Genomic DNA, 1,578 nt, shown 5'->3' on the forward strand with positions numbered 1-1,578 from the left:
GGGCGTCCTTGTAGGAGACGACGTCGGCGTGGCCGGCGATCCACTCGGCCAGTTCCACCGGAGGTACGGTCTCCGCCTCGACCACGAGCGCGGCGCCCGCCGCTTCGCCGGCCTCGGCGCCGCGGCCGGTCACCTGCTCGTTGCCGCCCGCCCGGATCACCACGACCTTGCCGATGTGGTGGGCGCGGGACATGAACGAGAACGCCTCGTCGGCCTCGTCCGCCCCGAAGGTCCGCACCGGCAGCGGAGTGATCACCCCCTGCTGGAGCAGCTCGACCACCGAGCGCCAGGCCCGCTCCCACGCGTCCCCGTCGATCTCCGGGTTGTACGCGCTGAAGGTGCGCCCCGAGGCGAACAGTCCGAGGTCCAGCGGGGTGTGGGCGAGGATGTCGCGGCGGCCGATCTCGACGAACCGGCCCCGGGTGCGCAGTGTGCGCACGCCCGCGGGGATGAACTCCCCGGCCAGCGAGTTGAGCACCACGTCGACACCGCCCGCGGCCAGCGTCTCAGCCTCGAAGTCCAGCGAGCGGGAGTCCATCACCAGGGTGGCACCCAGGCCCTTCACCACGTCCCGCTTGGTCTCGTTGCCGGCCGTGGCGAACACCTCGGCGCCGCGGTGGGCGGCGATCTGCAGGGCCGCCAGGCCCACCCCGCCGGCCGCCGCGTGCACCAGGACCCGCTCGCCGCGCGCCAGCGCGCCGACGTTGACCAGGCAGTCGTAGGCGGTGGTGAACGCGACCGGAATGGAGGCGGCCTGGCTGAAGGTCATCCCGGCCGGGATGCGGCAGGCGAGCGCGTCGCGGACCACGACGTAGTCGGAGAAGCAGGACGCGCCGATCGCCATCACCGCGTCGCCGACCCGGAAGCGGGTCACGCCCTCGCCGACGGCGGTCACGACGCCGGCGCACTCCAGGCCGAAGCGGTGCTCAGGGCCTGGGGCGTCCAAGGCTCCCGCGGCGATCAGGACCTCCTTGAAGTTCAGGCCCGTCGCCCTGACCTCGACCTCGATCTCGCCGGCTGTGGGCTCCGGCCGCTCGACGGGCACCAGGCGCAGGGCGCTCAGGTCGCCCGCCTCGGTGGAGACGAGGCCGCGGTTGGCCGCCTCGGCGGGTTCCGCGTCCGCGCCGGCGCCGAGGTCCGCCGCGACCCGGTCGGGGTCCACCTCGCGCAGCGAGTAGCCGAGGATGTCGAGGACCGGCTGCCCGGACCCGTCCTGGACCCGTACGTCGAAGAGCAGCGAGCCGCTCTCGCCGGACTCCCGGTGGGTGATCCGGCTGACGATCCGGTCCGGCATCGGGGCGTGCACGGTGATCCGCTCGTAGGACATCGGCAGGTGCACGCGGTCGCTGACGCCGGACACCAGCGCGCCGGCCGCGGTGTCCAGCAGGGCCGGGTGGATCCCGTAGCGGCCCAAGTCGTCCGTGAACCGCGACGGGAGCCGGCAGTCGAGCAGCAGCTCGTCCGCGCCGCTCCGCCAGATCCGCTCGATGTTGTCCCAGCGCGGGCCGAAGGCGATCAGGTCCGAGCCCGGCAGGCTGCCCGGCTCGCCGCTGCCCGCCGGGATCTCCAGCCGCTCCC

At 74.0% G+C, this 1,578-nt stretch carries 1 protein-coding gene; it reads right to left on the bottom strand.

What is annotated here, in order from left to right:
* Positions 1–1,578, bottom strand: a 1,578-nt coding sequence (locus tag ACWD3D_RS36815) for a polyketide synthase dehydratase domain-containing protein (protein ID WP_451464987.1), incomplete at both ends; no start/stop codon positions are given.

Source organism: Streptomyces sp. NPDC002690 (genome assembly GCF_053592415.1).